The following is a 24276-nucleotide window of genomic DNA, read 5'->3' on the forward strand; positions in this document are numbered from 1 at the left end:
CTGCCTGTCTGCCTGCCTAGCCAGCCGATCTCGGTCCACCGTCGAAGGGAGCGGGAAGGTCGCGAAGAAGTGCCACGGCTACCATGCTTCCCATGACGACAAGCACAGACGAACTGAAGCGCGGTGGCGGTCCCCTGGCGGGAATTCGTGTCCTGGAGCTGGGCCAACTGATCGCGGGCCCTTTCGCGGCGAAGACGCTCGGCGACTTCGGCGCCGAGGTGATCAAGATCGAGTCACCTGAGGGGGGCGACCCGCTGCGTACGTGGCGCATGATGAAGGGCGACACGTCCATCTGGTGGGAGGTGCAGTCGCGCAACAAGCGCTCACTGGCGCTGGACCTGAAGGATCCCGAAGGTCAGCGGATCGTGCGCGAGCTTGCGGCGCGCTGCGACGTGCTCATCGAGAACTTCCGGCCGGGCGCGATGGAGGGTTGGGGCCTCGGCCCCGACGAGTTGATGGTTCTCAACCCGCGCCTGATCGTGCTGCGCGTCAGCGGCTACGGCCAGACGGGACCGTACAAGGACCGTCCCGGCTTCGGCGTCATCGCCGAGGCCATGGGGGGGCTGCGGCACCTCACGGGCGAGCCGGGCCGCGTGCCGGTGCGCGTCGGCGTCAGCATCGGCGACACCTTGGCGGCGCTTCACGGCGTCATCGGCATCCTGCTGGCGCTGCAGAGCCGCCACGCCACGGGGCGCGGCCAGGTCATCGACGTGGCGCTGAACGAATCGGTCTTCAACTGCATGGAGAGCCTGCTGCCGGAGTTCAGCGCCTTCGGCGCGATACGCCAGCCCGCCGGCAGCGCGCTGCCCGGCATCGCGCCCACCAACGCCTACCGTTGCCAGGACGGTGCCTACATCCTGGTCGCGGGCAATGGCGACAGCATCTTCAAGCGGCTCATGGCCGCCATCGGCCGGCCGGACCTGGCGGCCGACGAGGGCCTGGCCCGCAACGACGGGCGCGTCGCGCGGGCGGCGGAGCTCGATGCGGCGATCGAGGCCTGGACGTCTCTCAGGTCATCCGATGAGGTCCTGGCGGCGATGGATGCCGCCAAGGTGCCGGCGGGGCGCATCTACACGGCGAAGGACATCGCCGAAGACCCGCACTACCAGGCCCGGGGTATGGTGGACGAAATGGCTTTGAGCGATGGCACCCGGGTGCGCATGCCCGGCATCGTGCCCAAGCTGTCGGCCACCCCGGGCGCCGTACGGACGCAGGCCCCCAGGCTGGGGCAGGACTCCGCCGAGGTGCTTCGGGAGCTGGGCCTCGACGCTTCCGCCATCGAGGCCCTCGTGCAACGCGGCGTCGTGCGCGGCCGCGCTAGCTGAGCACCTCCAGCAGGCGGTCCAGGCCGCCTTGCTCGATCGACACCATGGCCTGCTCGCGTACGGCTGGCTTGGCGTGGTAGGCCACCGACAGGCCCGCCACGCGCATCATGGGCAGGTCGTTGGCGCCGTCGCCCATGGCGATGCATTCCGCGGGCTCGATGCCCAGCAGCGAGGCCACTTCCAGCAGGGTGCGCCGCTTCTCCGCGCCGTCGCAGATGTCGCCCCAGGCCTGATCGACCATGCGGCCGGTGAGCTCGCCGCAGTTGGCGCCGCTGGCGATCTCCAGCACGTTGGCGCGCACGAAATCAATGTCCAGCGTGTCGCGCACGCGGTAAGCGAAGTAGGTGAAGCCACCCGACACCAGCAGCACCTTGAGCCCGGCGGCCTTGCAGGCACGAATGAGTTCGGCGGCACCGGGGTTGATGCGCAGGCGCTCGACCAGCACCTGTTCCATGTCGGCCACGGTTACGCCCTTGAGCAGGGCCACGCGGCGGCGCAGGCTGTCCTTGTAGTCGGTGATTTCGCCGCGCATCGCGGCTTCGGTGATGGCGGCCACTTCGGTCTTCTTGCCGACGACGTCGGCGATCTCGTCCACGCACTCGATGCTGATGAGCGTGGAGTCCATGTCGAAGGCGATGAGCTTGAAGTCGCTCAGCTTGAGCGGCGGCGTGAAGCCGCGCACGGTGAGGCCGGGGGCGAGGGTCTGGGCGGTGGTCATGCGGTTTCGGTGGTCTTGTTGGGTTGGCCCAGGGCGCGCAGCACGTCGCGCACGAGTTGCACGCGGTCTTTCACCTCGGGCAGGGCGCGCTCGATGCGCAGCTTCTCGTTGCCCGCGAGCTTGATGTGCTTGTGTTTCTGGATGAGCTCGATGATGCGCATCGGTTCGATCGGCGGGTTGGGCTTGAAGGTGATGTTGGTGACGCCGGGCGCGGCATCGACCTTGGCCACGCCGTAGGGCGCGCTGAGCACGCGCAGGCGGTGCACGTCGATGAGCGTCTGCGCCTGCGGCGGTGGTTTGCCGAAGCGGTCGACGATTTCCTCGAGCAGGGCGTCCACCTGATCGGTGTTGCGGGCAGTGGCCAGCTTCTTGTAGAAGCTCAGACGCAGGTGCACGTCGCCGCAGTAGTCGTTGGGCAACAGGGCGGGGGCGTGCAGGTTGATGTCGGTGGTGACCGACAGCGGCGCCAGCAGGTCGGGCTCGCGGCCAGCCTTGAGCGCCTTCACGGCCTCGGACAGCATCTCGTTGTAGAGCTGGAAGCCCACCTCCAGCATGTTGCCGCTCTGGTTCTCGCCCAGCACTTCGCCGGCGCCGCGGATCTCCAGATCGTGCATGGCCAGGTAGAAGCCGCTGCCCAGTTCCTCCATCTGCTGGATCGCGTCCAGGCGCTGCGCGGCCTGCTTGGTGAGGCCCTCGATCTCGGGCACCAGCAGGTAGGCGTAGGCCTGGTGGTGGCTGCGGCCCACGCGGCCGCGCAACTGGTGCAGCTGCGCCAGGCCGAATTTGTCGGCGCGGCTCATGACGATGGTGTTGGCCGTGGGCACGTCGATGCCGGTCTCGATGATGGTCGAGCACAGCAGCAGGTTGTAGCGCTGGGCCACGAAGTCGCGCATCACGCGCTCGAGTTCACGCTCGGGCATCTGGCCGTGCGCGACCGCGATGCGCGCCTCCGGCAGGATCTCCTCGAGCTTTTGTTTGCGGTTCTCGATGGTCTCGACCTCGTTGTGCAGGAAGTACACCTGCCCGCCGCGCTTCAACTCGCGCAGCACGGCCTCGCGGATGACGCCGTTGCCTTCGTTGCGCACGAAGGTCTTGATGGCCAGGCGGCGCTGCGGCGCGGTGGCGATCACGCTCAGATCGCGCAGGCCTTCGAGCGCCATGCCCAGGGTGCGCGGGATCGGCGTGGCGGTGAGCGTGAGCACGTCCACCTCGGCGCGCAGTTGCTTCATGGCCTCCTTGTGGCGCACGCCGAAGCGGTGCTCCTCGTCGATGATGAGCAGGCCCAGGTTCTTGAACTGCGCCTTCTCGCTCAGCAGCTTGTGCGTGCCCACGACGATGTCCACCGAGCCATCGGCGATGCCCTTCATGGCCGCCGTGATCTCTTTTTGCGAGCGGAAGCGGCTCATCTCGGCGATCTTCACCGGCCATTTGCCGAAGCGGTCCACCAGGGTCTGGTAGTGCTGTTCGGCCAGCAGCGTGGTGGGCGCGAGGAAGGCCACCTGCTTGCCGCCCGTGACGGCCACGAAGGCCGCGCGCAGCGCGACCTCGGTCTTGCCGAAGCCCACGTCGCCGCAAACCAGGCGGTCCATGGGCTGCGGGCTGATCATGTCCTGCACCACGGCATGAATGGCGGCGCGTTGGTCTGCGGTCTCCTCGAAGCCGAAGTCGTTGGCGAAGGCCTCGTAGTCCTGCGGCGAGTAGCGAAAGGCGTGGCCCTGGCGCGCGGCGCGGCGCGCGTAGATGTTGAGCAGCTCGGCGGCGGCGTCGCGCACCTGCTCGGCGGCCTTGCGCTTGGCCTTCTCCCACTGGCCGCTGCCCAGTTTGTGCAGCGGGGCTTCGTCGGCGCTTACGCCGGTGTAGCGCCCGATCAGGCCGAGCTGGCTCACGGGCACGTAGAGCACGGCCTTGTCGGCGTACTCCAGGTGCAGGAACTCCTGCAGCGCGGGCGTGCCGTCGGGGTTCTTCTCGCCCATGTCGAGGTTGATGAGCCCGCGGTAGCGGCCGATGCCGTGCGCGGCGTGCACCACGGGGTCGCCCACGTTGAGCTCGGACAGGTCCTTGATCAGCGCGTCGACGTCGCTCACCTGTTCCTGCTTCTTGCGCCGGCGCGTGGTGGGGCCGGCGGCGAAGAGTTCGGTCTCGGTGATGAAGTCGATGCCGGCCTCGACCCAGGCGAAGCCGGTGGCCAGCGCGGCGGTGGCGATGCCGGTCTTCTCCTCGCTGGCCTGGAATTCGGCCAGGCTGTCGAAGGCGGGCGGGTTCAGGCCACTGGCGCGCAGGAAGTCGAGCAGGCTTTCGCGGCGGCCGTCGCTTTCGGCGAGCACCAGCGCGCGCTGCGGGCTGGCGCGCAGGTGGGCCTGCAGTTTGGCCAGCGGCTCGTCGGCGCCGCGCACCACGGCCAGGTCGGGCAGGGCCTGGGCGAAGGCGCTGTCGCCCACATCGCTGGTGCCGGGGCGCATCACCACCTGGGCGTGTGCCTTGGCCTGGGTGAAGAACTGCTCGGCGTTGAGGAAGAGGGCGTCGGGCGGCAGGATGGGGCGGTCCGGGTCGCCCTGCAGCAGGCGGTGGCGCTCGCGCGTGTCTTGCCAGAAGCGCTGGAAGGCGGGCTCCAGCTCGCCGTGCAGAACCACCGTGGCCTGCTCGCCGAGGTAGTCGAACACCGTGGCCGTCTCCTCGAAGAACAGCGGCAGGTAGTACTCGATGCCGGCGGTGGCCACGCCGTTGCCCATGTCCTTGTACAGGCGGCTCTTGGTCGGGTCGCCTTCGAGCAGTTCGCGCCAGCGGCTGCGAAAGCGCGCGCGTGCCGCGTCGTCCATGGGGAACTCGCGGCCGGGCAGCAGGCGCACCTCGTTCACGGGGTACAGGCTGCGCTGGCTGTCGGGGTCGAAGGTGCGGATGCTGTCGATCTCGTCGTCGAACAGGTCCACGCGGTAGGGCACGGGGCTGCCCATGGGGAACAGGTCGATGAGGCCGCCGCGCACGGCGTACTCACCCGGGCTCACCACCTGTGTGACGTGCTGGTAGCCCGCGAGCGTGAGCTGGCCCTTGAGCCGTGCCTCGTCCAGCGACTGCTTGACCTTGAAGTGGAAGGTGTAGCCGGCCAGGAAGGACGGCGGCGCGAGTCGGTACAGCGCGGTGGTGGCGGGGATCAGCACCACGTCGGCGCCGCCGTCGTGCTGGCGCTGCGAGATGCGCCACAGCGTGGCCAGGCGCTCGCTGATGAGGTCCTGGTGCGGCGAGAAGGTGTCGTAGGGCAGGGTTTCCCAGTCGGGAAACAGCGTGATGCGCAGATCGGGCGCGAAGAAGGCAAGCTCGTCGATCAGGCGCTGCGCGTCGTTCGCGTCGGCGGTGACGATGGCGGTGAGGCGGCCGGCGCCTTGTTCGCGTTCGGCCAGGCGGGCAAGCCACAGCGCGTCGGCCGAGCCGCCCGGGTGGGGCTGGGTGTGGCGCTTGCCGGGGCTCAGCGCGGGGAGGGTGAGGGACATTCGGTCGGTACCAATACGAATACCCCCGGTTGCGTCGAGCCCGGGGGTGTGGGCGAATTCTAGAATGGCGCCGCCCATGAGCAACGCCTTGCCCCCTTCCGACCCCACCCCCGTGTCCTCCCGCTGTCATGCGCTGCTGCCCTGCGCAGGCACCGGCTCGCGCGCCGGCACCCCACTGCCCAAGCAGTACCAGCCGCTGGCCGGCCGGCCGCTGGTGCACCACACGCTGGCCGCGCTGCGCGGCGTCGCTCGGCTCGATCGCATCCTGGTGGTGCTGGCGCCCGAGGACGCGCACTGGCCTGGTGACGTGGACGGCGTGGAGGCAGTGCGCCAAGGCGGCGCCACGCGGGCCGAGAGCGTCTTCAACGGCCTACTGGCCCTGCGCGAGCGTGGCGTGCCCGACAGTGACTGGGTGCTGGTGCACGACGCCGCGCGCTGCCTGGTCACGCCCGAGGAGGTGTCGGCGCTGATCGACGCCTGCGCCGGCGACCCTGTCGGCGGCCTGCTGGCGCTGCCGCTGCCCGACACGCTGAAGGACGAGGCGGGGGGCCGCGTCGCCGGCACCATCGAACGCCGCCACAAGTGGCTGGCCCAGACGCCGCAGATGTTCCGCCTGGGCGAGCTGCTGGGCGCACTCCAGGCCACGCGCGCCACGGGTTTCGAGGGCATCACCGACGAGGCCAGCGCCATCGAGCGCACCGGCCAGCGCCCGCGCCTGGTGGAAGGGCGCGCGAGCAACATCAAGGTCACGTACCCGCACGACTTCGCGTTGGCGGAAGCCATTCTGAGGAGCCGCGCATGAGCCAGCCTGTCAACACCATCCGCATCGGCGAGGGCTGGGACGTCCACCGTCTCGTCACCGGACGCCCGCTCGTGCTGGGCGGCATCACCGTGCCGCACACGCACGGCCTGCTGGGCCATTCCGACGCCGACGCGCTGCTGCACGCCATCACCGACGCGCTGCTTGGTGCCGCCGCGCTGGGCGACATAGGCCGCCATTTCCCCGATACCGACGAGCGCTTCAAGGGCGCGGACTCGGGCGCGTTGCTGGCCGAGGCGGCACGCCGCGTGCGCGCCGAGGGCTATGAGATCGGCAACGTCGACAGTACCGTGGTGGCGCAGGCGCCCAAGCTCGCGCCGCACATCCCGGCCATGGTCGAACGCATCGCCGCGCTGCTCGGGCTCTTGCCTGCGCAGGTGAACGTGAAGGCCAAGACGGCCGAGAAGATGGGCCCGGTGGGGCAGGGCGAGGCCATCGAGGCCCGCGCCGTGGCCTTGCTGACGCGACGGGCCTGAGTCAGGGCGCGCGGCGCAGTTTCATGTGCGCCGCCAGGCCGCCTGTGCTGCTGTTGGCCAGCGCGAAGCGCCCGCCCATGCGCGTGATCGCGCGTTCCACGATGGCCAGGCCCAGGCCGGTGCCGGTGGCGTCGGAACGCGCCGCGTCGCCACGGAAGAAGGGCTGCGTCAACTGCTCCAGCATCTCGGGCCGCACGCCCCGGCCGTGGTCGCGCAGCTTGATCAGCACCGCGTCGTCCTTGGCCTTCGCCGCGATGTCGATCCGCACCACGCCGGTGTCAGGGTCGCGGCCATAGCGCGACGCGTTTTCCAGCAGGTTGTTGAACACGCGTTGCAGTTCCACCGGATCGCCCAGCACCCGCAGCTCAGGTTCGAGGCGGGTCTTGATGAGGGTCTTCGGGTCGTCGCCCAGCGCGAACAATGCCGTCTCGACCACGTCGTTGAGGCTGACATCCTCCGGCTTCATGTGGTCGGGCCGCGCGTAGTCGAGGAACTTGTCGATGATCGCCGTGACCTGCTCGATATCGGCCGACATGTGCTCGCGCGCCATCGGATCGGCCACGCTCATCTCGGTTTCCAGCCGCAGGCGCGCCAGCGGGGTGCGCAGGTCGTGCGAGATGCCGGCGAGCATGAGCGCGCGGTCCTGCTCGATCTTGGACAGGCGCTGCGCCATGCGGTTGAAGCCGATGTTGACCTCGCGGATCTCGCTGGTGGCCACCGTCTCGTTGAGCTGGCTGGCGTTGAAGTCGCCCTCGCGCACGCGGCTGGCCGCGAAGGACAGTTTCTTCAGCGGCCGGTTGATCAGCCGCGCGATGAGCGCTGCGCCCGCCAGCGAGAGCAGGGCGGCCGTGCCCAGCCAGATCAGCCAGGTGGTGCCCGCCACGGGGCCGATGCGCGAGGGATCGGTGAGCAGCCAGTACGGGTCGCCGTCGATCGAAAAACCGATCCACAGCCCCGCCTGGCCATTCACCTCGCGCGCCACCACGGTGTCGGGGCCCAGGCGGGCCTGCAACTGCCCGGCCACGTTGCGGCTGAGCAGGTCGGTGTCGTAGTGCTGGAAGGTGTCGTTGGGCTCACGCGGGGCGATGCGCAGGCCTTCTTCGGCGGCCAGGGTCTTGATGAGCGACACACGCGCGATGGAGTCCGAGTGGATCAGCGCCGCGCGGCTCAGGTTGACCAGCGAGGCCAGTTGCTGCGCGCTCTGCAGGGCGCGCGGCTCGTACTCGAGCGCGCGGAAGGTCTGCAGCCACGCGATGATGCAGCCGGTGAGCAGCAGCGTGAGGAAGAAGAAGGTGCGCCAGAAAAGGCTCACGCCGCGCGTGGGCCGCATCTCCAGCGGAGCCGGGGCGGTTTCCAGCGCGGCGGGTTCGGTCTCGAACGGTACGCGTGACTCGCTGTCCATCAGGAACTGCCGTCCGGCACGAACACATAGCCCACGCCCCACACGGTCTGCAGGTAGCGCGGCGACGAGGCGTCGTCCTCGATGAGCTTGCGCAGGCGAGAGACCTGCACGTCCAGGCTGCGGTCGAAGGGCTCGAACTCGCGCCCGCGCGCCAGCTGGGCCAGCTTTTCGCGCGACAGCGGCTGGCGCGGATGGCGCACCAGGGCCTTGAGCATGGCGAACTCGCCGGTGGTCAGGGGCAGGTCGTTGCCGTCCTTGCGCAGGGTGCGCAGGCTCAGGTCGAACTCGTAGGGGCCGAACTTCACGGTCTCGGCGTCTTGCGAGGGTGCGCCGGGCACCTCGGCCGGCGGGCGGCGGCGCAGCACGGCGTGCACGCGGGCCAGCAGCTCTCGTGGGTTGAAGGGTTTGCCGAGGTAATCGTCGGCACCGACCTCCAGGCCGACGATGCGATCGACGTCCTCGCTCTTGGCGGTGAGCATGATGATGGGTGTGCGGTCGCCATTGGCGCGCAGGCGGCGGCAGATCGACAGGCCGTCCTCGCCGGGCATCATCAGGTCGAGCACGATGATGTCCACGGCCTCGCGCTGCAGCACGCGGTTCAGGGCTTTGCCGTCTTCGGCCAGCATCACTTCGAACCCTTCCTGCATGAGGTAGCGGCGCAGCAGATCGCGGATGCGCACGTCGTCGTCGACAACGAGAACCTTGTTGGGGCGGGTGTGGGTTTGTGGCATGCGAGCAACTCCTGGCAAATGTAACAAAGCCGATTCTGGCAGCGGCAAGTGCTTGTCAACGCTCGTTTTTTGATTTTCTGACAGGCTGTTACAGAAGTTGCCCGCAATGCCATCGTCTTGACGCAAGGCTCACTCGCACAATCGCTGGTCTGGTCATACTCCTGCTCACCATGAAGTCCGTCTGGATCGCAACCATCGCTTGTCTGGCCGCGGGTTTGGTGCTCGCCAATCCGCAGCACCCGCGCGAAGCGGGCGTCATCGGCGTTGCCGGTGCCGACACGGCGACCGTGATGCCGATCTCGATCGACGCTGGCGAAGCCCGCGCGCCCATGCGGTTGCGCGATGCCTTGCGACAGCCCTTCGACGACATGGATGACGGCGGCAAGCCTTTCCGGCTGTCCGTGGAGGAGCGTCAGCGCCTGCGCGAGCAACTGAGGGGGCAGCCGCCCTTCGAAGCCCATCGCCAGCCCTGAACGCCAGCACCGAACAACACCAACCAACACATGTTCATGCCTTATCTGCCCGCCCGTTCGGCGGCTGCGGTCCGCCGCGCCGCTTCCGCTCTCAGCCTCATGGCCGCCGTGATGGTGACGCCCGCCGCGCTGGCCCAGGCGCCCGAAGTGCCCGCCAACGTGGTGAACCTCTCGGCCAGTGGTCACATGGAAGTGCCGCAGGACTGGCTTACCGTGGTGCTGAGCACGACCCGCGAAGGCAGCGATGCCGCCACGGTGCAGAACCAGTTGAAGGTGGCCGTGGACGCCGCGCTGGCCATCGCCCAGCCGCAGGTCAAGCCCAAGCAGCTGGAGGTGCGCACTGGCAACCTGCGCCTGTACCCGCGCTATTCCAGCAACGGCCGCATCAGCGGCTGGCAGGGTCAGGCCGAGGTCATCATCGAAGGGCGTGACATCGCCAACGTGAGCGCCGTGGCCGGCCGCGTGCAGACGCTCACCGTCTCCAGTATGGGCTTTTCGCTCTCGCGTGAGGCACGCCTGGCGCTTGAATCCCAGGTGCAGGCCCAGGCCATCGAGCGCTTCCGCGCACGAGCCACCGAGATCGCCAAAGGCTTCGGCTTCTCCAGCTACACGCTGCGAGACGTCTCGGTGAGTTCGGCCGACATGCCCGAGCGGCCCATGCCCCGCATGATGGCCATGGAAGCCAAGGCCGCCGCAAGCGACGCCGCCATTCCGGTGGCGGCCGGCACCAGTACCGTGAGCGTCACGGTGTCGGGTGCCATCCAGATGCGCTGAAGGCCTTACTGGGCGGCCCAGCCGCCGTCCATGTTCCAGGCCACGCCGCGAACGTTGTTGCCCGCGGGCGAGCAGAAGAAGACCGCCAGTTCACCCAGCTCTTCGGGCGTGGTGAACTGCATCGACGGCTCCTTCTCGCCCAGCAGCTGCTTCGTCGCTTCGTCGTTCGACAGCTTCAGTGCGGCCGCTTTCGCGTCCACCTGCTTCTGCACCAGCGGCGTCAGCACCCAGCCGGGGCAGATGGCGTTGCAGGTGACGCCCGAGGTGGCGGTCTCCAGCGCCGTCACCTTGGTCAGCCCCACGATGCCGTGCTTGGCCGCCACATAGGCCGACTTCTCGGCCGAACCCACCAGACCATGCACCGAGGCGACGTTGATGATGCGGCCCCAGTTGGCCTTGAGCATGGCCGGCAGCGCCAGGCGCGACGTGTGGAAAGCACTGGAGAGGTTGATCGCGATCACCGCGTCCCAGCGCTCCACGGGGAAATCCTGCACCTTGGCCACGTGCTGGATGCCCGCGTTGTTCACCAGGATGTCCACCTGGCCGAAGGTCTTGGCCGCGTAGGCCATCATGGCCTCGATCTCGTCGGGCTTGCTCATGTCGGCGCCGTGGTAGCCCACCTTCACGCCCAGCGCGGCCACTTCCGCCTGGGGGCCGGCGGCGTCGCCGAAGCCATTGAGCACGACGTTGGCGCCCTGGCGGGCCAGGGCCTTGGCGATGCCAAGGCCGATGCCGCTGGTGGAGCCGGTGACGAGAGCGGTTTTCCCGGTGAGCATGGGGTTCTCCAGTTCCATTACGATTGGTTGGACGGTCTGCCGCGCATTATGGATGGCAGGCGTCAGCCCTGAGCCGCACCATGACCGAACCCCAACTCCAGCACATCGTCGTCGGTGGGGCCGCGGCCCGTGAAGGCGGCCCGCGCTGCATGGCCTGGTGGGACTGGCGCAGCACCCAGGGCCGCGACGATCACGTGGTCGTCTGCGTGCACGGCCTGTCGCGCCAGGGACGCGACTTCGACACCCTGGCGCGCGCGCTGCAGCCGCACTGCCGCGTGGTGGCGGTGGACGTGGCCGGGCGCGGGCACAGCGACTGGCTGGCCGATCCCATGGCCTATCAGGTGCCCACCTACGTGGCCGATCTCACCGCGCTGCTGCTGCACCTGCGCGCCGAACGGCCTGGCGTGCGCATCGACTGGGTCGGCACCAGCATGGGTGGCCTCATCGGCATGGGCGTGGCAGCGCAGCCGCCGCTGGCGCCCACACGCCTGGTGCTCAACGACGTGGGGCCGGTGGTGCAGTGGGAGGCGCTGATGCGCATCGGCACCTACCTCGGCCTCGACCCGGTGTTCGATTCCGAAGAGGCGGCCGACGAGTACCTGGCGAGCATCTCCAAGGGCTTCGGTCCGCACACGCCCGAGCAGTGGCGCGCCCTGTCGCGGCCCATGCTTCGCCAGCGCGACGGGCGCTTCCACCTGCACTACGACCCGGCCATAGCCGTGCCCTTCAAGGCCATGACGCAAAGCGTGGAAATGCAAGCGCTGCAAGCGGCCGTGCGGGCCGGCGAGGCCGCGCTGTGGGACCTGTACGACGCCATCGCCGCGCCCACGCTGGTGCTGCGCGGCGAAGACTCCGACCTGCTGAGCATGGACACGGTGAAGGCCATGCAGCAGCGTGGTCCGCGCCCGCGCTGTGTGAGCTTTGCCGGCGTGGGGCATGCACCCACCCTGGTGGCCGACGACCAGGTGCGCACCGTGCTCGACTTCCTGCTGTCGCCATGAAGCGGGTGAATCCGACGATCGACGACGTCGCGCCGGCCACGGCCGCGATCGTGGCCGCCACGGCCGGGGGACTGCCGCAACAGGCCAACGCCCTGGCGCGCGCCCGGGCCTTCGCCGAGCCGCTGCTTGAAGGCGAATGCCTCGACACGGGCGAGAACACCTGGGCGCACGCCGAGGCGGTGGCGCGCATCCTGGCCGACATCGGCGGTTCGGAAGCCATGCAGGCCGTGGTCTATCTGGTTTATGCCTGCCAGCACCTGAACCGGCCGCAAGAGGTCATCGCCAAGGCTTTCGGTGAACAGCACGCCGCGCTGGCGATGGAGACCACCAAGCTCGTGCAACTGCAGAGGCAAGCGCGCCTGAAGGCGGCCGAGAAGCTGGCGCGCAAGCAGGAGGAGCGACTGGCCGCGCAGGACGCTGGCCAGCCGCTGCCGGGCCCGTCCAAGGCGCCGGTGTCCGAACTCGCGGCCAGCCAGACCGAGAACGTGCGCAAGATGCTGCTCGCCTTCTCGCGCGACCTGCGCGTGGTGATGCTGCGACTGGCCTCGCGGTTGCAGACGCTGCGCTACTTCGCCTCCATCCGCGGCGACCCGGGCGAGATCCTGGCCAGCGAGTCGCTGCACGTGTTCGCGCCCTTGGCCAACCGCCTGGGCATCTGGCAGATCAAGTGGGAGATGGAAGACCTGGCCTTCCGTTTCCTGGAGCCGCAGACCTATAAGGACGTGGCCCGGCTGCTCGACGAAAAACGCACCGAGCGCGAGGCGCACGTCGAGCAGGTGCGCGAGGACCTGCAGCGGGCCCTGTTGGCGCAGGGCATCGCCGCGATGGTGCAGGGCCGGCCCAAGCACATCTACAGCATCGTCAAGAAGATGCGCGGCAAGGCCCTCGACTTCGAGCAGGTCTTCGACATCCGTGCGCTGCGCGTGATCGTGCTTGAAACGGCCGACTGCTACGCGGTCCTGTCTTTCGTGCACGAACACTTCACGCCCGTGGCGGACGAGTTCGACGACTACATCGCCAAGCCCAAGCCCAATGGCTACCAGTCGCTGCACACGGTGGTGCGCGACGCCCAGGGCCGCGCCTTCGAGATCCAGATCCGCACCCAGGCCATGCACGACCACGCCGAGCACGGCGTGGCCGCGCACTGGGCCTACAAGGAAGCGGGCGCCAAGGGCTATGGCGGTGTCACGGCCAATTCCGAGTACGACGCCAAGATCGCGGTGCTGCGCCAACTGCTGGCTTGGGAGCGCGACCTGAGTGGCACCGCGCAGGGCCTGTTCGACGACCGCATCTACGTGCTCACGCCCAACGCCTCCATCGTCGAACTGCCGCAGGGCGCCACGCCGGTGGACTTCGCCTACACCGTGCACACCGACCTGGGCCACCACTGCCGGGGCGCCAAGGTCGACGGGGCGATGGTGCCGCTGAACACCCCGCTGCAGAACGGCCAGACGGTGGAGATCGTCTCCAAGGACGGTGGCCCCTCGCGCGATTGGCTCAACCCCGAGCTCGGGTATCTGGTGAGCCACCGAGCCAAGAGCAAGGTTCGGGCGTGGTTCAACGCCCAAGCCCTGGCCGAGACCATTGCGCGCGGGCGCGAGGCGGTGGAAAAGCTGCTGCAGCGCGAGGGCCGCACCGCGCTCAGGTTCGAGGATCTCGCCATCGACATGGGCCTGGGCTCGGCCGACGAATTGTTCGAGCTGGTCGGCAAGGACGAGCTTTCCCTGCGTTCGATCGAGACGCATCTGCGCCCACCCGAGCCCGAAACCGCGCCCGAACCGACGAGCTGGGTGCGCAAGCCCCGGCGTGGCAACGACGGCCCCACGGGCGATGTGCTCGTGGTCGGCGTCGGTTCGCTGATGACTCAACTGGCCAAGTGCTGCCGGCCCGCGCCGCCGGACGAGATCCGCGGTTTCGTCACGCGCGGCAAGGGTGTGAGCGTGCACCGCGCCGACTGCACCGACTTCGCGCACCTGGCGCGCAAGAGTCCGGACCGCGTGATCGAGGTGGATTGGACGGGCCGCGACGACGCGCGCGGCAGCCAGCCAGCGGTGTACCCGGTCGATGTGGCGATCGAGGCGCTGGATCGCCAGGGCCTGCTGCGCGACATCTCCGACGTGTTCGCCCGCGAGAAAATGAACGTCATCGGCGTGCAGACCCAGTCCGTCCGGGGCGTCGCCTGGATGACCTTCACCATCGAGGTGGCCGACGCCCGGCAGGTGTCCCGTGCGATGTCGGTGGTGGGTGACGTCAACGGCGTTCGCATGGTGCGCCGCAAATAGGCGTGGTTGGAACTGCTATACTGCGAGGCTTCGATTCGTTCGAAGGCGCGTAGCTCAGCTGGTTAGAGCACCACCTTGACATGGTGGGGGTCAGGGGTTCGAGTCCCTTCGCGCCTACCAGTATTCCCCGAAGGGCCTGTTGCCAACGCAACAGGCCCTTCGTCATTTGGTGCACTGCACAGGGAAAACCATGCCCGGTACCCCCTGGCTGCTTCCTAGAATGCCGGAATGGCGACCAAATCCAAGACCGAAGCAGCGGGCGCGCGTGGCGTGCGCGTGATCAAGAAGTACCCCAACCGCCGGCTGTACGACACCGACACCTCGTCGTACATCACGCTGGCCGAGGTGAAGGCGCTGGTGATGGGCAACGAGCCCTTCGTGGTGCGCGACGCCAAGACCAACGAGGACCTGACGCGCAGCATTCTGCTGCAGATCATCCTCGAGGAGGAATCGGCCGGCGCGCCGATCTTCACCGAGCAGGTGCTGGCCAACATCATCCGCTTCTATGGCCATGCCATGCAGGACTTCATGGGGTCGTACCTGGAGAAGAACATTCAGGTCTTCATGGACCTGCAACAGAAGATGACCGAACAGGGCGGCGGGCTCAACCCCGAGGCCTGGAAGCAGTTCATGAACCTGCAGTCGCCCATGATGCAAGGGATGATGGGAACCTACCTGGAGCAGTCCCGCAACGCCCTGACCCAGATGCAGGAGCAGATGCAAAAGAACAGCGAGCAGATGCTCGCCGCGCTCGGCCTCAAGCGCTGAATCGGCCTCAAGCGCTGAACGGGTGCCGGGCCCATCAGCGAATGGGCGGGGGTCTGAGACAATCGGCCCTCATGTCCGACACCATTGCCCCCACGACCACCGTCGGCGCGACGACGCCCAAGGTGGGCTTCGTCAGCCTGGGCTGCCCCAAGGCGCTCACCGATTCCGAACTCATCCTCACCCAGCTCAGCGCCGAGGGCTACACCACGTCCAAGTCCTACGCCGGCGCCGACCTGGTCATCGTCAACACTTGCGGCTTCATCGACGACGCGGTCAAGGAAAGCCTCGATGCCATCGGGGACGCCCTGGCCGAGAACGGTAAGGTCATCGTCACCGGTTGCCTGGGCGCGCGCGAAGGCGAGGGCGGCGGCAACCTGGTGCGCCAGATGCACCCCAGCGTGCTGGCCGTCACCGGCCCGCACGCCACGCACGAGGTGATGGAGGCGGTGCACCAGCACCTGCCCAAGCCGCACGATCCCTTCGTGGATCTGGTGCCTCCCCAGGGCATCAAACTCACGCCGCGCCACTACGCGTACCTCAAGATCAGCGAAGGCTGCAATCACCGCTGCACCTTCTGCATCATCCCGTCCATGCGCGGCGACCTCGTGAGCCGACCGATTGGCGACGTGCTTACCGAGGCGCGCAAGCTGTTCGAGGCAGGGGTGAGGGAGCTGCTGGTGGTGAGCCAGGACACGTCGGCCTACGGCGTGGACGTGAAGTACCGCACCGGCTTCTGGGACGGCAGGCCCGTGAAGACGCGCATGTACGACCTGGTGCGCGAACTGGGTGAACTGGCCAAGCCCTTCGGGGCCTGGGTCCGACTGCACTACGTCTATCCCTATCCGCACGTGGACGAGATCGTGCCGCTGATGGCCGAGGGGCTGGTGCTGCCTTACCTGGATGTGCCATTGCAGCACAGCCACCCCGAGGTGTTGCGTCGCATGAAGCGGCCTGCGAGCGGTGAGCGCAACCTCGAGCGCATCGCGCGCTGGCGCGAGATCTGTCCGCAGATCGTGGTGCGCAGCACCTTCATCGCCGGCTTCCCGGGCGAGACGGAGGCCGAGTTCGACCACCTGCTTGATTTCGTGCGCGAAGCGCGCATCGATCGTGCCGGCTGCTTCGCGTATTCACCGGTGGACGGTGCCGCCGCCAATGCCATCGCCGATCCTGTGCCCGAAGCGCTGCGCGAGGAGCGCCGTGCGCGTTTCATGGCCGTGGCCGAGCAGGTATCGGCCGAGAAGTTGCGTGCCTTGGTGGGCGCCAGCATGCAGGTGCTGGTGGACAGTGCGCCCGGCCTGGGCAAGAAGGGTGGCGTGGGCCGCAGCTACGCGGACGCGCCCGAGATCGATGGCGTGGTGCGCTTGCTGCCGCCCGAGAAGATCAGCAAGACACTGAAGGTGGGCGAGTTCACACGCGCCCGCATCGTCGACACGGATGGTCACGACCTCGTGGGTGTGCCCGTTTGATTCACCGCGTGACACAAGGCCGGATGCCCCGGCCTTGTTGGGCCCCACAAAGAGAAAAGGCTTGCAGTCCGTTGACTGCAAGCCCTTATATGATGGTGCCCAAGAGAGGACTCGAACCTCCACGCCTCTCGGCGCTAGTACCTGAAACTAGTGCGTCTACCAATTCCGCCACCTGGGCATCTCAGGAAACCGGCAGTATAGCAGAGAAAAATTGAGCGATAAAAACAACCTCCTCGCCGAATTCGAAGGCGTCGTCTCCGGACACCGCGACGGACACGGCTTCGTGGTCCGGGACGATGGACAGCCCGACATCTACCTTCCTTCCAACGAAATGCGCGCTGTCCTGCACAAGGACCGCGTGATGGCGCGCATCGTGCGGCTCGACCGCAAGGGGCGCCCCGAAGGCCGCGTCACCGAAATCATCGAGCGGTCCAATGCGCCCATCATCGGGCGGCTGTTGCAGGAAGGCGGCGTGTGGCTCGTGGCGCCCGAAGACAAGCGCTACGGCCAGGATGTGCTGATTCCCAAAGGCGCCACGGGCTCGGCCAAGCCGGGCCAGGTGGTGGTGGTGGAACTTACGGAGCCGCCCGCGCTGTATGGCCAGCCTGTGGGGCGCGTGAAGGAGGTGCTCGGCGAGATCGACGACCCGGGCATGGAGATCGAGATCGCGGTGCGCAAGTACGGCGTGCCGCACGAGTTTTCGCAGACCGCCATGGCGCAGGCGCGGGCCTTGCCTGATCACGTGCGCCCCGCCGACCTGCGCCACCGCGTAGACCTGCGCGACGTGCCGCTGGTGACCATCGACGGCGAGGACGCGCGCGACTTCGACGACGCCGTGTACTGCGAGCCTGCCAAGGTGGGCAAGGCCAAGGGCTGGCGCCTGTTGGTGGCGATTGCCGACGTGAGCCACTACGTGCAGACCGGCTCGCCGATCGATGTCGACGCCTACGACCGCGCGACCTCGGTCTACTTCCCGCGCCGGGTGATCCCCATGCTGCCGGAGAAACTGTCCAACGGCCTGTGCTCGCTCAACCCCGGGGTGGAGCGCCTGTGCATGGTGTGCGACATGCTCATCAACGCACGCGGCGAGATCCACGCCTACCAGTTCTACCCTGCGGTGATGTTCAGCCACGCGCGCTTCACCTACACCGAGGTGGCGGCCATCCTGCAGAACACGCGCGGCCCCGAGGCCATGAACCGCAAGCCGCTGGTGCCGTACCTGCTGAACCTGCACGACGTGTACCGCGCCCTGCTGTCGGCACGCAATGCGCGCGGCGCGGTGGACTTCGAGACGGTTGAGACGCAAATCGTCTGCGACGAGTCGGGTCGCATCGAACGCATCGTGCCGCGCACGCGCAACGATGCGCACAAGCTGATCGAGGAGGCCATGCTCGCGGCCAACGTATGCTCGGCCGAGTTCATCGAGCAGGGCAAGCACCCGGGCCTGTTCCGGGTGCACGAAGGCCCCACGCCCGAGAAGCTGGAGACGCTGCGCAACTACCTCAAGGCCATGGGCGTGAATGCGTCGCTCAGCGACGAGCCCAAGCCTGGCGAGTTCCAGCAGATCGCAAAGGCGACGCAGGAGCGGCCGGAATCGCAGCAGATCCACACCATGCTGCTGCGCTCCATGCAGCAGGCCATTTACACGCCGATCAACAGCGGGCACTTCGGCCTGGCCTTCGAAGCCTACACGCACTTCACCAGCCCGATCCGGCGCTACCCCGATCTGCTGGTGCACCGCGTGATCAAGGCGATTCTGCACAAACAGAAGTACCAGTTGCCCGCGCTGCCGACGCCGGGCGAGGCGCACGCCAAGCTCAGCAAGCGACTGGCCAGCCGCGTCAAGCCGCCCGCACCCAACGCCCGCAAGCCCTCGGCCGACACCCTGGCCTGGCAGGCCGCGGGTCTGCACTGCAGCGCCAACGAGCGCCGCGCGGACGAGGCCAGCCGCGACGTGGAGGCCTGGCTCAAGTGCAAATACATGCGCGAGCACCTGGGCGAGGTGTTCTCGGGCGTGGTCACTGCGGTCACGAGCTTCGGCATCTTCGTCACCCTGGACGCGATGTACGTCGAAGGCCTGGTGCACATCACCGAGCTGGGCGGCGAGTACTTCCGCTTCGACGAAGCGCGCCAGGAGTTGCGCGGTGAGCGCACGGGCATTCGCTACGCACTGGGTTCGCGCGTGCAGGTGCAGGTCAGCCGCGTCGATCTGGACGGCCGCCGCATCGACTTCCGTCTGGTGAGCGGGGACGACGATGTGGTGCTCAAGGCCATGCGCGACAAGAGCGGGGGGGAGGGCGGTGCGGCTTCGGCGCGCCAGGACAGGCGAGGGGGCAAGTCGCGCCCGCCCGCGCCCATGCCGGAGTTGAAGGCCGCGGTGCGCCGCGCCGCTGGCAAGAAGGCGGCCCCCAAGGCCGCGCGCGCGACGCAATCGAAGTCACGGCGGGGCAAGCGATGACGGTGGCGGCGATAAGCACCCGGGGCGGTCACGTGACGGCCGCCCGCAAGTCGTCGTCTCGCGTCAAACAGGAACGCCCCCTGCGCATCGGAATGTCGGCGCGCCTGATGCACGAGGTGCCACCCGAACTGGGTTTTCGTAACAAGAGCCTGCAGTACATCGAAGCCTCGCTGGCGCACTGGATCATGGCGCACGGCGCCGTGGCCTTCATGGTGCCCGCTGTCACGCACGACAGTCCGCACGCTGCGCGCCATCTCAAGGTCGAGCACGTGGTGCAGGAACTGGACGCGCTGGTGCTGCAGGGAGGTGCCGACGTGGCACCCGAAACCTACGGGCAGGAACCGCTGCGCGATGAGTGGCGGGGCGACGTGGTGCGCGACCGCTATGAGCTCGCGCTGCTGCGCTGTTTTCTGGCGCAGAAAAAACCGGTGCTGGGCGTGTGCCGCGGCGCGCAACTGCTGAATGTGGCCTTCGGCGGCACCCTGTATCAGGACATTGCCACCCAGTGTCCGGCGGCGCATGAACATATCGACGTCGATTTGTACGACCAGTTCGAGCACGATGTGACCTTCATCCAGGGCTCGCAACTCATCGACTTGTATCCCAAGGCCACTCAGTTGCGCGTCACCAGCATTCACCACCAGGCGGTGGCCGACGTGGGCAAAGGTCTGGTGGTGGAGGCGGTGTCCTCGCTCGACGGCCTGGTCGAGGCAATCCGCTGGACGGGTGACGCCTATGCGCGCGGCCTGCAGTGGCACCCGGAGTTTCATCAGGGTCGCCACGCGCTGATCGACAGCTCGCCCATCATGCTCGACTTCCTCGAGGCCTCTCGGGCCGAGGCCATGCGCCGCTTCGATGCGGGGCAAGAGTTCGATCCTCGCCCGCCGCGCGCCGGCCTGCGCCTGACGACCTAAACTCGCCGGCATGCGCGTTCTGCTCTTCCTTCTCGACACGTTCTTCTTCTTCCTCGTGGCCGCGGCCTTGCTGCGCGCCTGGATGAACCACCTGCGGGTGCCCATGCAGGTGCAGCCGGGGCGCTTCGTCATGGCCATCACCGACTGGCTTGTGCAGCCGTTGCGCCGGTTGCTGCCCGCGTTCATCGCCAAGGGCCGCATCGACGGCGCCAGTTTGGTGGCCGCCGTGCTGCTGGCCCTGGTGCATGCGGGGCTGTGGTTGCTGATCGCCTCGGGCGGTGAGGTGCCGTGGGCGGCGGTGCCCGTGCTGGGCCTGCGCTTCCTGGTGCGTGATCTGCTCCAGGGCCTGATGCTGCTGCTGATCGTCTACGCGATCCTGTCGTGGGTGCAGCCGCGCTCGCCGGTGATGGGCCTGCTCGACCGGCTGTGCTCGCCCATCGTCGCTCCGGTGCGGCGCGTGGTTCCGCTCGTGGGCGGGGTGGACCTGTCCGTCCTGGTGGTGATCATCGCCCTGCAGGTGGGGCTGATGCTGCTGGGCTGATCGCTCAGAGCGGCTGAGCGGCGAGCGCAAGCCGCCCGGCCGTGAGGGCGTGGCCGGTGGGCCAACGATCGGCCAGCGCTCCGTGCGCGGCCACCGCGCGGCGCACCGCCTCGGCGCTGTTGCCATGCGGGCGCGCCAGGGCGGCTCCAATCATGCCCGCCAGCACGTCGCCCGTGCCGGCGGTGGCCAGGCGGGCGTTGCCCGTGGCGTTGATCCAGGGCGTGCCGCCGGGTTCGGCCACCACGGTGCCCGAACCTTTGAGGACGACGATCGCGCTGAAACGCTCGCTGAGCTGGCGCGCGCTGGCCAGGCGATCGGCCATCACCTCGGCGGTGCCGATGCCCAGCAGGCGGGCGGCTTCCAGGGGGTGGGGTGTGAGCACCGTCGCCCAGCCCTGCGCCTGGCGACGCTGGGCCAGGCGCTGCAGCGCGGGGTCGTGGGCAAGGGCGTTGAGGCCATCGGCGTCGATAACCAATCGTGGGCACGCCAAGGCAGGGGACAGCCATTCGCGGATCGCCTCACCTCCCCCGCAACCCACCACCAGCACCGGCAGGGACAGAGGATCGGCGGCCAGCAGCGCGGCAGGTTTCCGCAGCATCAGCTCGGGACACAGCGGGTCGTGCGATGGCGCCGGGCTGCCGCCGACCAGCGCCAGGTACACGCGCCCCGCGCCGGCGTGCAACGCGGCCCGCGCCGCCAATACGGCGGCACCCGCCATGCCGATGCCGCCACTGTCCGGCAACTGCCCACCGATCACCCCCACGTCGCCGTAGCTGCCCTTGTGTCCGACGTGAGGATCCCGGGCCTTGTCCGCGCCCTCGGGCAGGTAGCCGCCCCACCAGGCCGTGGGCGGCGCCACCGTCCCGGTGGCCACGCCCAGGTCGTCGAACCACACCGATCCCGCCGCATCCCGCCCGCTCGCCGTGAACAGCCCGGGCTTGAGGGTCAGCAGGCTCAGGGTGTGCCGCGGGCCGGCATCGGTGAGGGCGCCCATCGGGTCTTGCCCGGTGTCGGCCGACAGGCCGCTGGGCAGATCAACGCACAGCACCGGCGCGTGATGAGCGCGCACCTGCCGCACGCGCTGGGTCAGCGCATCGTCGCCTGGCGCGCGGGCGCCGATGCCCAGCAGGGCGTCGATGATCAGATCGGGGGCATCGGGTGGCGTGGTCTGGACGGTCACGCCTGCCGCCACGGCCTCGCGCAGCGCCCAGGCCGCATCGGGCGGCAGCCGTTGGGCATCGGCGTCGTGCGTCACCACGATCTCGCGCCAGCCGGCGGGCGATGCCTGCAGCAGGTGGCGCGCGGCGACGAGGCCGTCGCCCCCGTTGTTGCCCGGGCCGCAGGCCACCCACAGGCGCCGCGCGTGCGGCTGCCAGGCCAGAGCGAGACGGGCCACCGCCTCGCCGGCACGCGCCATCAGCGTGTGCGGCGGCAGGCTCGCGGCCCGGGCCTGCTCGATCTCGCGCGTGCGCGCGGTGTCATGCAGGGCTTCGGGTTGGTCGGCGCGCAGGGCTCGCATGTGGGGCATTTCACCACGCGAGCGCGCGGTCACAAGCCCAGGCGCGAAGGGGCGAAGGGCGCCAGCTCGGCACCCGACGTCGGCCGCGTGATCGCGTCGGACAGGCGACGCGCCGCGCCGCAGGCCATGGCCCAGCCCGCCTCACCGTGTGCCAGGTTCAGCCACAGGCCAGGCAGGCGGCTCGGGCCGATCGCAGGAAGACCGTCGTTCGACACGACGAGAGCGCCGCGCCAGCTCTGCACCGAGGCCTGTGGGCCCGAGAATCGCGCCGCGGCCGGGAACCAGTGCGACAGCACCTGGCCCAGCCGTCGCACGCTCGCCGGATCGGTGCCGGCGGCCGAACCGCCGAGATCGGTGCCGCCCGAGGCCCGCACGCGCTGGCCCAGCCGCGTGATGGCCACGCGCGACTTGAGGTCGAGCACGGCCGACACCGGTGCGTCCATGGGTTCACGCATGCCGGCGCTCAGCGAATGCGACCACAGCACCGTCCATGGGGCGGGCAGGCCGAGGCCGGCGAAAAGATCCTCCGCACCGACACCGGCGCACATTACCACCGCGTCGAAGCGTTCATCGCTACCATCGGAGGTACTCAGGCGCCAGCCGCCGCCGTCCGGCCGCAGGGCGCTCACGCTGGTGCGCAGCCGCAGCGCGCCACCCAGGCGGGCCACGCGGTGGCGCATCAGCATGGTCCACTCGCGGCAGTTGGCCACCGCCGGGCCGCGCAGGTGCACGGCCGAGTGCAAGGGGGCCGACGGGGCGAGCGCGGGTTCCAGGGTGCGGGCTTCGTCGGCAGACACGGGGCGCAGCTCGAGCCCGAGCCCCCGCAGGCGATCGATGGTGGTTTGCGCGCCGGCCGCCTCGCGGGCGTCGCTCAGCAGCACCAGCATGTCGTCACTGCGGTCGTGGTCCAGGTCCAGTTCCCGGGTCAGGTCTATCTGGCGCTCAAGGCCGTGGTCAATCAGCTCGCGCAGCGCCAGCAGGGTGTCATTGCCGCGCCGGTGCTGTTCGCGCCGCCAGCGGCGCCACCAGTGCCAGGCGGCTGCGTCCAGGCCGGCGCGCCAGCGCACCCCCGGGCCGGGCGCCGCCCAGGGGGCGTGCAGGCGCAACTCAGGGCCGGCCCAGGCCAGGGCCCAGGCGGTGGAGACCAGTCCGGCCGGGGCGAAGCTTGCTTCCTCGGCCGGCGTGCCGCGCTTCTCGTACACGGTCACGGCGTGACCGTCGTTCAACAACTCATGGGCGGTGGTCACGCCGCAGACGCCTGCGCCCACGATGGCGATGTTCATTCAAAGGGAGAGGAAAAGGGGGAGTGTGCCCGGATGGTGGGTGCTATAATCGACAGGCTTTGCACTTGATGGCTTCGTCTGAAGCTCATCGGTGTGGAGTCAATCGCAAACCGGCCCATCCGGGTGTCGCGTCGGTCAAGGTGGAGTTGCTCCACCCGCCACCGCCGTGATCGGGGCCGGATTTTAGACCTAACCTCTGGAAACAACTCATGTCCATTTCCATGCGCGAAATGCTGGAAGCCGGTGTCCATTTCGGTCACCAGACCCGCTTCTGGAACCCCAAGATGGCGCCCTTCATCTTCGGGCACCGCAACAAGATCCACATCGTCAACCTCGAGAAGACGTTGCCGATGTTCCACGACGCGCAGAAGTTCGTGCGTCAGCTCTCCGCCAACCGCGGCACTCTGCTGATGGTGGGCACCAAGCGTCAGTCCCGCGACATCGTGGCCCAGGAAGCGCGCCGCGCCGGCGTGCCCTTCGTCGACCAGCGCTGGCTGGGCGGCATGCTGACCAATTTCAAGACCGTCAAGACCTCCATCAAGCGCCTGAAAGACATGCAGGCCCAGAAAGAGGCCGGCCTGGACAACATGAGCAAGAAAGAGCAGCTCATGTTCAGCCGCGAGATGGAAAAACTCGAGAAGGACATCGGCGGCATTCAGGACATGAACGCGCTGCCCGACGCCATCTTCGTGATCGACGTGGGCTTCCACAAGATCGCCGTGCTCGAGGCCCAGAAGCTGGGCATCCCGCTGGTGGGCGTGGTCGACACCAACCACTCGCCCATGGGCATCGACTATGTGATCCCCGGTAACGACGACTCGGCTCGCGCCGTGGCCCTGTATGCGCGCGGCATCGCCGACGCCGTGCTGGAAGGCCGCGCCAACGCCGTGAACGACGTGGCCAAGGCCGTGGCGGCCGAAGGCAGCGACGAGTTCGTCGAAGTGCAGGACGACGCGGCCTGATTCCGTTTCGCTCGCGAACGAGGGGCTCGCGTAGCCCCTTTTTCATAACCGGAACCCATCATTGACCCGCCGGCGCCCATGACGCGCCGGATTCCAGGAGAA

General features: G+C 68.5%; 20 protein-coding genes and 2 tRNA genes. 14 read left to right on the forward strand and 8 right to left on the reverse strand.

Going from position 1 to position 24276, the window contains the following annotated elements; genetic code table 11:
- Positions 1-92 precede the first annotated feature (92 nt).
- Complete coding sequence (locus BN948_RS04305; protein ID WP_138819900.1) at positions 93-1325, forward strand: CaiB/BaiF CoA transferase family protein; 1233 nt, start codon at positions 93-95, stop codon at positions 1323-1325.
- Here the strand turns inward: BN948_RS04305 and serB are convergent.
- Positions 1318-2043 (reverse strand): phosphoserine phosphatase SerB, encoded by a 726-nt coding sequence (serB, locus tag BN948_RS04310; protein ID WP_009517532.1) that lies wholly within the window; start codon positions 2041-2043, stop codon positions 1318-1320. The two genes, BN948_RS04305 and serB, sit on opposite strands and share 8 nt — an antisense overlap.
- Positions 2040-5528 carry a transcription-repair coupling factor gene (gene mfd, locus BN948_RS04315; protein ID WP_009517533.1) on the reverse strand — a complete coding sequence of 1163 codons (3489 nt, stop codon included), beginning with the start codon at positions 5526-5528 and terminating at the stop codon, positions 2040-2042. Before mfd ends, serB begins: the two co-directional genes overlap by 4 nt.
- Positions 5529-5604: 76 nt before the next feature.
- Here mfd and ispD point away from each other — a divergent pair, with 76 nt between their 5' ends.
- Positions 5605-6330: a 2-C-methyl-D-erythritol 4-phosphate cytidylyltransferase gene (gene ispD, locus BN948_RS04320; RefSeq protein ID WP_009517534.1), complete on the forward strand. Its 726-nt coding sequence runs from the start codon at positions 5605-5607 to the stop codon at positions 6328-6330.
- On the forward strand, positions 6327-6824 hold the full coding sequence (ispF, locus tag BN948_RS04325; RefSeq protein WP_009517535.1) for a 2-C-methyl-D-erythritol 2,4-cyclodiphosphate synthase: 498 nt from the start codon (positions 6327-6329) through the stop codon (positions 6822-6824). The genes ispD and ispF overlap by 4 nt, the downstream gene beginning before the upstream one ends.
- Position 6825: 1 nt before the next feature.
- Here ispF and BN948_RS04330 read toward each other — a convergent pair whose 3' ends face one another.
- Together BN948_RS04330 and ompR are read right to left on the reverse strand one after the other, a co-directional pair.
- Entirely contained in the window at positions 6826-8226 is a 1401-nt protein-coding gene (locus tag BN948_RS04330; RefSeq protein ID WP_009517536.1) for a sensor histidine kinase, read from the reverse strand.
- Complete coding sequence (gene ompR, locus BN948_RS04335; RefSeq protein ID WP_009517537.1) at positions 8226-8957, reverse strand: osmolarity response regulator transcription factor OmpR; 732 nt, start codon at positions 8955-8957, stop codon at positions 8226-8228. The genes BN948_RS04330 and ompR overlap by 1 nt, the downstream gene beginning before the upstream one ends.
- A gap of 170 nt (positions 8958-9127) precedes the next feature.
- On the opposite strand from ompR, the gene BN948_RS04340 reads away from it, so the two are divergent.
- Together BN948_RS04340 and BN948_RS04345 are read left to right on the forward strand one after the other, a co-directional pair.
- Positions 9128-9430 carry a hypothetical protein gene (locus tag BN948_RS04340; RefSeq protein WP_009517538.1) on the forward strand — a complete coding sequence of 101 codons (303 nt, stop codon included), beginning with the start codon at positions 9128-9130 and terminating at the stop codon, positions 9428-9430.
- 30 nt (positions 9431-9460) lie between these two features.
- Entirely contained in the window at positions 9461-10204 is a 744-nt protein-coding gene (locus BN948_RS04345) for an SIMPL domain-containing protein (RefSeq protein ID WP_009517539.1), read from the forward strand.
- A 5-nt stretch (positions 10205-10209) separates the two neighbouring features.
- On the opposite strand, the gene BN948_RS04350 is transcribed toward BN948_RS04345, so the two are convergent.
- Complete coding sequence (locus tag BN948_RS04350) at positions 10210-10980, reverse strand: 3-hydroxybutyrate dehydrogenase (RefSeq protein ID WP_035620655.1); 771 nt, start codon at positions 10978-10980, stop codon at positions 10210-10212.
- Positions 10981-11060: 80 nt separating this feature from the next.
- Here BN948_RS04350 and BN948_RS04355 point away from each other — a divergent pair, with 80 nt between their 5' ends.
- The 5 genes from BN948_RS04355 to rimO all read left to right on the forward strand — a co-directional run bounded on the left by BN948_RS04355 (position 11061) and on the right by rimO (position 16497).
- Positions 11061-11981, forward strand: a complete 921-nt coding sequence (locus BN948_RS04355; protein WP_009517541.1) for an alpha/beta fold hydrolase — start codon at positions 11061-11063, stop codon at positions 11979-11981.
- Positions 11978-14263 (forward strand): RelA/SpoT family protein, encoded by a 2286-nt coding sequence (locus BN948_RS04360; RefSeq protein ID WP_009517542.1) that lies wholly within the window; start codon positions 11978-11980, stop codon positions 14261-14263. The genes BN948_RS04355 and BN948_RS04360 overlap by 4 nt, the downstream gene beginning before the upstream one ends.
- A 43-nt stretch (positions 14264-14306) precedes the next feature.
- Positions 14307-14383: transfer RNA gene (locus BN948_RS04365), tRNA-Val, on the forward strand.
- Between the two features lie 108 nt (positions 14384-14491).
- Positions 14492-15031 carry a polyhydroxyalkanoate synthesis repressor PhaR gene (gene phaR, locus BN948_RS04370; protein ID WP_009517543.1) on the forward strand — a complete coding sequence of 180 codons (540 nt, stop codon included), beginning with the start codon at positions 14492-14494 and terminating at the stop codon, positions 15029-15031.
- A gap of 71 nt (positions 15032-15102) precedes the next feature.
- Positions 15103-16497, forward strand: a complete 1395-nt coding sequence (gene rimO / locus BN948_RS04375) for a 30S ribosomal protein S12 methylthiotransferase RimO (RefSeq protein WP_035620592.1) — start codon at positions 15103-15105, stop codon at positions 16495-16497.
- A gap of 93 nt (positions 16498-16590) precedes the next feature.
- On the opposite strand, the gene BN948_RS04380 is transcribed toward rimO, so the two are convergent.
- Positions 16591-16675, reverse strand: a tRNA-Leu gene (locus BN948_RS04380).
- A gap of 33 nt (positions 16676-16708) precedes the next feature.
- On the opposite strand from BN948_RS04380, the gene rnr reads away from it, so the two are divergent.
- The 3 genes from rnr to BN948_RS04395 are packed head-to-tail and all read left to right on the forward strand — an operon-like array spanning position 16709 to position 20410.
- Positions 16709-18955, forward strand: a complete 2247-nt coding sequence (gene rnr, locus BN948_RS04385) for a ribonuclease R (RefSeq protein WP_009517545.1) — start codon at positions 16709-16711, stop codon at positions 18953-18955.
- A gap of 32 nt (positions 18956-18987) precedes the next feature.
- Positions 18988-19869 carry a gamma-glutamyl-gamma-aminobutyrate hydrolase family protein gene (locus BN948_RS04390; protein WP_236953938.1) on the forward strand — a complete coding sequence of 294 codons (882 nt, stop codon included), beginning with the start codon at positions 18988-18990 and terminating at the stop codon, positions 19867-19869.
- Between the two features lie 10 nt (positions 19870-19879).
- Positions 19880-20410, forward strand: coding sequence for a YggT family protein (locus BN948_RS04395; protein ID WP_009517547.1), 531 nt, complete (start codon positions 19880-19882; stop codon positions 20408-20410).
- 4 nt (positions 20411-20414) lie between these two features.
- On the opposite strand, the gene BN948_RS04400 is transcribed toward BN948_RS04395, so the two are convergent.
- Together BN948_RS04400 and BN948_RS04405 are read right to left on the reverse strand one after the other, a co-directional pair.
- Entirely contained in the window at positions 20415-21929 is a 1515-nt protein-coding gene (locus BN948_RS04400; RefSeq protein ID WP_035620594.1) for a bifunctional ADP-dependent NAD(P)H-hydrate dehydratase/NAD(P)H-hydrate epimerase, read from the reverse strand.
- Between the two features lie 29 nt (positions 21930-21958).
- On the reverse strand, positions 21959-23212 hold the full coding sequence (locus BN948_RS04405) for an FAD-dependent oxidoreductase (protein WP_009517549.1): 1254 nt from the start codon (positions 23210-23212) through the stop codon (positions 21959-21961).
- Between the two features lie 209 nt (positions 23213-23421).
- Here BN948_RS04405 and rpsB point away from each other — a divergent pair, with 209 nt between their 5' ends.
- Complete coding sequence (rpsB, locus tag BN948_RS04410; protein WP_009517550.1) at positions 23422-24174, forward strand: 30S ribosomal protein S2; 753 nt, start codon at positions 23422-23424, stop codon at positions 24172-24174.
- The last annotated feature ends 102 nt before the right edge of the window (positions 24175-24276 follow it).

This window comes from Hydrogenophaga intermedia (assembly GCF_000723405.1).
GTDB classification, from domain to species: domain Bacteria; phylum Pseudomonadota; class Gammaproteobacteria; order Burkholderiales; family Burkholderiaceae_C; genus Hydrogenophaga; species Hydrogenophaga intermedia.

What these genes read in the sequence shown, in the direction of transcription:
- BN948_RS04305 (WP_138819900.1), top strand. Translation starts at nt 93, where the DNA reads ATGACGACAAGCACAGACGAACTGAAGCGCGGTGGCGGTCCCCTGGCG.
- serB (WP_009517532.1), bottom strand. Translation starts at nt 2,043, where the DNA reads ATGACCACCGCCCAGACCCTCGCCCCCGGCCTCACCGTGCGCGGCTTC.
- mfd (WP_009517533.1), bottom strand. Translation starts at nt 5,528, where the DNA reads ATGTCCCTCACCCTCCCCGCGCTGAGCCCCGGCAAGCGCCACACCCAG.
- ispD (WP_009517534.1), top strand. Translation starts at nt 5,605, where the DNA reads ATGAGCAACGCCTTGCCCCCTTCCGACCCCACCCCCGTGTCCTCCCGC.
- ispF (WP_009517535.1), top strand. Translation starts at nt 6,327, where the DNA reads ATGAGCCAGCCTGTCAACACCATCCGCATCGGCGAGGGCTGGGACGTC.
- BN948_RS04330 (WP_009517536.1), bottom strand. Translation starts at nt 8,226, where the DNA reads ATGGACAGCGAGTCACGCGTACCGTTCGAGACCGAACCCGCCGCGCTG.
- ompR (WP_009517537.1), bottom strand. Translation starts at nt 8,957, where the DNA reads ATGCCACAAACCCACACCCGCCCCAACAAGGTTCTCGTTGTCGACGAC.
- BN948_RS04340 (WP_009517538.1), top strand. Translation starts at nt 9,128, where the DNA reads ATGAAGTCCGTCTGGATCGCAACCATCGCTTGTCTGGCCGCGGGTTTG.
- BN948_RS04345 (WP_009517539.1), top strand. Translation starts at nt 9,461, where the DNA reads ATGTTCATGCCTTATCTGCCCGCCCGTTCGGCGGCTGCGGTCCGCCGC.
- BN948_RS04350 (WP_035620655.1), bottom strand. Translation starts at nt 10,980, where the DNA reads ATGCTCACCGGGAAAACCGCTCTCGTCACCGGCTCCACCAGCGGCATC.
- BN948_RS04355 (WP_009517541.1), top strand. Translation starts at nt 11,061, where the DNA reads ATGACCGAACCCCAACTCCAGCACATCGTCGTCGGTGGGGCCGCGGCC.
- BN948_RS04360 (WP_009517542.1), top strand. Translation starts at nt 11,978, where the DNA reads ATGAAGCGGGTGAATCCGACGATCGACGACGTCGCGCCGGCCACGGCC.
- phaR (WP_009517543.1), top strand. Translation starts at nt 14,492, where the DNA reads ATGGCGACCAAATCCAAGACCGAAGCAGCGGGCGCGCGTGGCGTGCGC.
- rimO (WP_035620592.1), top strand. Translation starts at nt 15,103, where the DNA reads ATGTCCGACACCATTGCCCCCACGACCACCGTCGGCGCGACGACGCCC.
- BN948_RS04395 (WP_009517547.1), top strand. Translation starts at nt 19,880, where the DNA reads ATGCGCGTTCTGCTCTTCCTTCTCGACACGTTCTTCTTCTTCCTCGTG.
- BN948_RS04400 (WP_035620594.1), bottom strand. Translation starts at nt 21,929, where the DNA reads ATGCGAGCCCTGCGCGCCGACCAACCCGAAGCCCTGCATGACACCGCG.
- BN948_RS04405 (WP_009517549.1), bottom strand. Translation starts at nt 23,212, where the DNA reads ATGAACATCGCCATCGTGGGCGCAGGCGTCTGCGGCGTGACCACCGCC.
- rpsB (WP_009517550.1), top strand. Translation starts at nt 23,422, where the DNA reads ATGTCCATTTCCATGCGCGAAATGCTGGAAGCCGGTGTCCATTTCGGT.